We start from the raw sequence: 5,860 nt of genomic DNA on the forward strand, positions 1-5,860 counted from the left end.
GTTCGACGAGATCACCCGCCACACCCGCCTGCACCCGGCCCAGGTGTTCATGGTGCTGCTGGAACTCGACCTCGCCGGCCGCCTCGAGCGCCATGCCGGAGGGAATGTTTCGCTGGTGTTCGGGGAGCCTTCCGTCTGACGCTGTTCGCATTTTCGCGCCGCCGAACTCCTTCGAGAAGCTCGGCGAGGATGGCCTTTTCAGCCGGCTTTCCGCTTTGCCGCGCCTGTGCTCATCTGTTCGACGCCAAGACCGGCCGGCGATTGCAGGGCAAAGGTCTGATATCCCGAGGCAAAGGTCTCAAGCAAAAGTTGGCTCTTGCCACTCGCGTCCGTTGGCACCAATCTCGCTCAGCCGCTCATCGGTGGATGTCGGCATGACAGGATCTTGCCATGACCCGCGATCAGATGCTCGCCCACCTGCGGTCCGCCGATGCCGTCGCGCGCGACACGGCGGCGCATGGGCACCATCCCTTCGGTTGCGTGCTGGTCGGGCCGGACGATCGCGTGCTGATGCGGCAGGGCAATCTCGACACGGTGCGCCATGCCGAGACGGAGCTCGCCCGGCGCGCGGCGGCGGCCTACGAGCCGGAGTTCCTGTGGCAATGCACGCTGGTCTCAACCTTCGAGCCGTGCGCCATGTGCGCCGGCACGATGTATTGGGCCAATATCGGGCGGCTGGTTTACGGGATCGAGGAGACCGAGCTGCTGGCGCTCACCGGGGATCACGCTGAGAATCCGACGATGAGCCTCTCTTCGCGCACCGTCCTCGGCTCCGGCCAGAAAAAGATCGAGGTCTTTGGCCCCTTCCCCGAAATCGCCGACGAATTGCTCGCACCGCACCGCGATTTCTGGAAGCGTTGACGGCTTCCCCGCCCGTTATGGTGTGCCCTTCCCGAGAGATGGGTGACAGTTCATCGGGTGGATTTGGTGAGCGCGATGGGATTCGAACCCATGACCTACTGATTAAAAGTCAGTTGCTCTACCGGCTGAGCTACGCGCTCCCGCGGGCGAAAGGCGGCCCTCGAAATTGCGCGGAACATAGGGAGAGTGCCTCGACCGGTCAACCGGAAAAAGAGAGCTCGCAAACACGGGTGGCTTCGGCCTGTCGCGACACTTGCCAGCCGCGCCACCGGTGGGAGAACAGCCAAGGGAACACTGGCATTTCTGCCCGACAGCGGCATCCAGTCTGGGGAACAATTGTATGCGCCGCTCGTTTTCCCGGCACAGGGACGTCCGCCAAAACCATCGAGGAGAAAACCAATGAACAGAATCACAACGAGCCTTCTGGCGGCCACTCTCTCCGCCACATTCGTTGCGGCGGAGGCCGTGTCGGTTAACGCCCAATCGAACTATGTGCCGCAATCCCAGGTCGCGGTGCCGGATGTGCAGACAGTCCAGTACCGGGAGTGGCGCAAGGACCGCTACAATCGCAATTTTTCGCGTGACCGCAGTTTTTCGCGTGACCGCAATTTTTCCCGCAATCGCGGCGCGTATTGGAACGGCCATCGCGGCTATCGCGAATATCGCCCCGGCTACCGTCGTCACGGCGATTATTGGTTCCCGCTCGCGGCGTTCGCGACTGGCGCGCTGATCACCGGTGCCATCATCAACAACGAGAACAACCGCGTCTACGGAGGCAACGCCCACGTCCAGTGGTGCTACGACCGCTATCGCAGCTACCGTGCTTCGGACAACACGTTCCAGCCGAATTACGGCCCTCGCAAGGAGTGCCGTTCGCCTTACTGATTCGTGAATGAGTGCCAATAGCTGACGAGTAGACCCGTGCCAGAATCTGTCGCGGGTCTTCTCTTTTCAGTAAGCATGGGAGCCGGCATCAGCCAGCCCAACTGATGGCCTTGATGATGTAAAAACGTGCATCGCCTTCCGAAGGTGAGCGATATGCTCCAAGGGCGTCGCAAATTCGAACCGCCGCGGCGCTCAGTTCCCAACCAAGCACTTCCAGGTCGTCATCGACATCCGTCACGTAAGACTGGGTCAGTTCGTCGATGCTATTTGTCTCGCCGAAGGATCGAACCCGCTTTGCGTCGATCATAACGTCATCGGGCCAATTTGAATTTGCCCAGGCCCAGAGCCAACTCTGCGACTTAGCGCTCGTGGACCCGGCAATCTGGACCTCTGCGGTGACTTTGATTTCTCCGCCCTTGGAAAACAAAAGCCTTCTGGTCTCGATGTCATAGTCGTAGCGAGACGAGTGGCCGAGCTGGAAGTCTCTCTCCAAGCGGTCATTCTTGGCATTTAGTTGTTCGATAGCCTCGTCGCGCCAAGCAGGATACCAATCTGGCTTCATTTCCCCTCGCCCCATTAGACAATCGGTTATGGCACACTCAGCGTCCGTCGCACAGCATCGCGCCAACCCGCGAGTTTGGCTGAGCGTATGGAGCTATCCATGTCCGGCTGGAAGCGCCGCTCCAGCGCCCAGCTTTTCGCAAACTTCTTAGCATCCGGCCACACGCCCGCCTTCGAGCCGGCCAGCCAGGCCGCCCCCAACGCCGTCGTCTCCAGAATGGTCGGGCGGTCGACCGGTGCATCGAGGATGTCGGCCAGACGCTGCATGGTCCAGTCCGACGCCACCATGCCGCCATCGACCCGCAGCACGGTCTTGGCCGAAGCCCCCTTCCAGTCCTTGCGCATGGCGTCGAGCAGGTCGCGCGTCTGGTAGGCAACGGATTCGAGCGCGGCACGGGCAAACTCGGCCGGGCCAGAATTGCGCGTCAGTCCGAAAATGGCGCCGCGTGCCTCGGCGTCCCAATGCGGCGCGCCGAGCCCGACGAAGGCCGGCACCAGGTAGACGTTTTGGGTCGGATCGGCTTCATCAGCCAATTTGCCGCTCTGCTCGGCCTTGCCGATCACCTTGATGCCATCGCGCAGCCATTGCACCGCAGCACCGGCAATAAAGATCGAGCCTTCCAGCGCGTAGGTCGTCTTGCCGTTCAGCCTGTAGGCAATGGTGGTCAAGAGCCGGTTCTTCGAACGCACAAGATCGCTCCCGGTGTTGAGCAGGGCAAAGCAGCCGGTGCCGTAGGTGGATTTCATCATGCCCGGCTCGAAACAGGCCTGGCCGATGGTTGCCGCATGCTGGTCGCCGGCGACACCGAGGATTCTTATCTCGGCGCCAAAGAGATTTTTCTCCGTGATTCCATAGTCATCGGCGCAGTCTTTCACCTCGGGAAGTATTTCTATTGGGATGTTGAGGATCGACAGCAGCTCGTCGTCCCAGGCATTCTCAGCGATATTGTAGACCAGCGTGCGCGAGGCGTTGGTGGCGTCCGTGGCGTGGACCTTGCCGCCGGTCAGCCGCCAGATCAAAAAGCTGTCGATGGTGCCGGCGAGCAATTCGCCCTTCTCGGCGCGTTTTCTCGCGCCTTTCACCTTGTCCAGCATCCAGGCGATCTTGGTGCCGGAAAAATAGGGATCGAGCAGCAGGCCGGTCTTGCGGGTGAACTTTTTCTCCAAGCCCTGCTTCTTGAGTTTCTGGCACAGCGGCGCGGTGCGCCGGTCCTGCCAGACAATGGCATTGTGGATCGGCTTGCCGGTCGCCTTATCCCAGATGACGACTGTTTCGCGCTGATTGGTGATACCGAGCGCCGCCACGTCGGAAGCATTCCGGCCGGCCTTCTTCAGCGCCGCCTTCACGGTCGACACCACACTCGCCCAGATATCTTCCGGATCGTGCTCGACCCAGCCGGAGGCCGGATAGTGCTGGGCGAATTCGTTTTGCCCACTGCCGGCGACCTTCATCTCGCCGTCGAACAGGATCGCCCGGGTCGAAGTCGTGCCCTGGTCGATGGCAAGGATATATCCGGTCATTATGCCTCCCCGCTTAGTCTTTTACACAAACAGGGGAGACGGCAAGATGCCGCCTCCCCCAATGTCACACGGGCGCAGACGCCCGCTTAGAACAATCTTACTTTTGCCAGCTCTTCACCAGTTCGTCGTAATTGATGGTGATCGGCTTTTCCTTCTCGTTCTCGATCTTCAGCTGAGGAGCGAGATTGCCCTTCTTGACCGCGTCGGCGTTCCAGTAGGCGAGGTCATGCTCTTCGGCCATCTTCGGACCGATGTCGCCCTGGATGCCAGCCTTTTCCAGGCGTTCCATGACCTTTTCCTGCTCAGAGCAAAGCGAGTCCATCGCCTCCTGCGCCGTCTTGGCGCCCGACGACGCATCGCCGATCGCCTGCCACCAGAGCTGTGCCAGCTTCGGATAGTCCGGAACGTTCGTTCCGGTCGGCGACCACTGAACACGGGCCGGCGAGCGGTAGAACTCGATCAGGCCGCCGAGCTTCGGAGCGCGTTCCGTGAAGCTCTTGTCCTGGATCGTCGACTCGCGGATGAGCGTCAGGCCGACATGGCTCTTCTTCACGTCGACCGTCTTCGACACCACGAACTGCGCATAGAGCCAGGCGGCCTTGGCGCGATCATCAGGCGTGGACTTGAGAAGCGTCCATGAACCCACGTCCTGATAGCCGAGCTTCATGCCGTCCTTCCAGTAGACGCCGTGCGGCGACGGAGCAAAGCGCCATTTCGGCGTGCCGTCCGCGTTCACGACCGGCAGCCCGTCCTTGACGAAGGAGGCGGTGAAGGCGGTGTAAGTGAACATCTGCTGCGCGACCGTGCCTTGCGACGGGACGGGGCCGGATTCGCCGAACGTCATGCCCTGGGCTTCCGGCGGCGCATAGGCCTTCAGCCAATCCAGGTACTTCTGGATCGAATACACGGAAGCCGGGCCATTGGTGTCGCCGCCGCGCGCGACGCACGAGCCGACAGGCTGCGACTTCTCGTTGACCTTGATGCCCCATTCGTCGACCGGAAGACCGTTCGGCAGGCCCTTGTCGCCATTGCCGGCCATGGACAGCCAGGCATCGGTGAACCGCCAGCCGAGCGACGGGTCCTTCTTGCCGTAGTCCATGTGGCCATAGACCTTCTTGCCGTCGATCTCGCGGCCGGTGAAGAACTCGGCGATGTCCTCATAGGCCGACCAGTTGACCGGAACGCCGAGGTCGTAGCCGTACTTGGCCTTGAAATCGGCCTTGTTCTTCTCGTCGTTGAACCAGTCGTAGCGGAACCAGTAGAGATTCGCGAACTGCTGGTCGGGCAGCTGGTAGAGGTCGCCGTCCGGAGCGGTCGTGAACTTGGTGCCGATGAAGTCGGCGAGGTCGAGGTTGGGGTTGGTGACGTCCTTGCCCTCATTCGCCATCCACTTGGTCAGGCTGCGCGCCTGCTGGTAGCGCCAGTGCGTGCCGATCAGGTCGGAGTCGTTGACGTAGGCGTCATAGATATTCTCGCCCGACTGCATCTGCGTCTGCAGCTTTTCGACGACATCGCCTTCGCCGATCAGGTCGTGGGTGATCTTGATGCCGGTGATCGCGGTGAAAGCGGGCGCCAGAACCTTGGACTCATAGCTATGCGTATCGATGGTCTCGGAGACCACCTTGATGTCCATGCCGGCGAAAGGCTTCGCCGCATCGATGAACCATTGCAGCTCGGCTTCCTGGCCGGCGCGATCGAGCGTCGACAAGTCCTTGATTTCGGTATCGAGGAAGGTCTTGGCTTCGTCCATTCCGGCATAGGCCTGGCCTGCTCCCCAGAGCAGGACAAGCGCAGTCGTTGATGTTAAAAATTGCCTTCGCATTTCGTTTCCTCCACTTTTCAAGTTTCAAGTGCGATCTGGAGCGGTCGTCGGCACGCGGTCGCTCCAACAGTTTCCCCCTCTATACGTAGCGGAACACGCCGACGGCGTAGACTACGGAGAGAGCGAGAGCCCACCACAGGTTGGGTCCGACAAGACCCAGCCAAGCGAGATGGATAAAGGCGCTGCCGAGCAGCGAAACGAAGAGGCGGT

General features: G+C 61.0%; 6 protein-coding genes, 1 tRNA gene and 1 pseudogene. 3 read left to right on the top strand and 5 right to left on the bottom strand.

Going from position 1 to position 5,860, the window contains the following annotated elements; all coding sequences use genetic code 11:
* Positions 1–139, top strand: a pseudogene (locus tag EN893_RS15400) (DNA-protecting protein DprA); the annotation flags it as partial.
* Between the two features lie 251 nt (positions 140–390).
* Positions 391–861: a nucleoside deaminase gene (locus tag EN893_RS15405; RefSeq protein WP_127273218.1), complete on the top strand. Its 471-nt coding sequence runs from the start codon at positions 391–393 to the stop codon at positions 859–861.
* 64 nt (positions 862–925) lie between these two features.
* Here the strand turns inward: EN893_RS15405 and EN893_RS15410 are convergent.
* Positions 926–1,001: transfer RNA gene (locus EN893_RS15410), tRNA-Lys, on the bottom strand.
* A gap of 259 nt (positions 1,002–1,260) precedes the next feature.
* Here EN893_RS15410 and EN893_RS15415 point away from each other — a divergent pair.
* Positions 1,261–1,746, top strand: coding sequence for a BA14K family protein (locus EN893_RS15415; protein WP_127272309.1), 486 nt, complete (start codon positions 1,261–1,263; stop codon positions 1,744–1,746).
* 88 nt (positions 1,747–1,834) lie between these two features.
* Here EN893_RS15415 and EN893_RS15420 read toward each other — a convergent pair whose 3' ends face one another.
* From EN893_RS15420 to EN893_RS15435, 4 genes are all read right to left on the bottom strand, one after another.
* Entirely contained in the window at positions 1,835–2,308 is a 474-nt protein-coding gene (locus tag EN893_RS15420; RefSeq protein ID WP_127269599.1) for a DUF6882 domain-containing protein, read from the bottom strand.
* Between the two features lie 26 nt (positions 2,309–2,334).
* A complete protein-coding gene (glpK, locus tag EN893_RS15425) occupies positions 2,335–3,828 on the bottom strand; it encodes a glycerol kinase GlpK (RefSeq protein ID WP_127269598.1) in 1,494 nt (497 codons plus the stop codon).
* A gap of 97 nt (positions 3,829–3,925) precedes the next feature.
* Positions 3,926–5,650: an ABC transporter substrate-binding protein gene (locus EN893_RS15430; protein ID WP_027036699.1), complete on the bottom strand. Its 1,725-nt coding sequence runs from the start codon at positions 5,648–5,650 to the stop codon at positions 3,926–3,928.
* A gap of 79 nt (positions 5,651–5,729) precedes the next feature.
* Positions 5,730–5,860: DUF2160 family membrane protein (locus EN893_RS15435; protein WP_245490840.1), on the bottom strand; the 131-nt coding region annotated here is incomplete at its 5' end.

Source organism: Mesorhizobium sp. M7A.F.Ca.CA.004.04.2.1 (genome assembly GCF_004022825.1).
Lineage (GTDB): Bacteria > Pseudomonadota > Alphaproteobacteria > Rhizobiales > Rhizobiaceae > Mesorhizobium.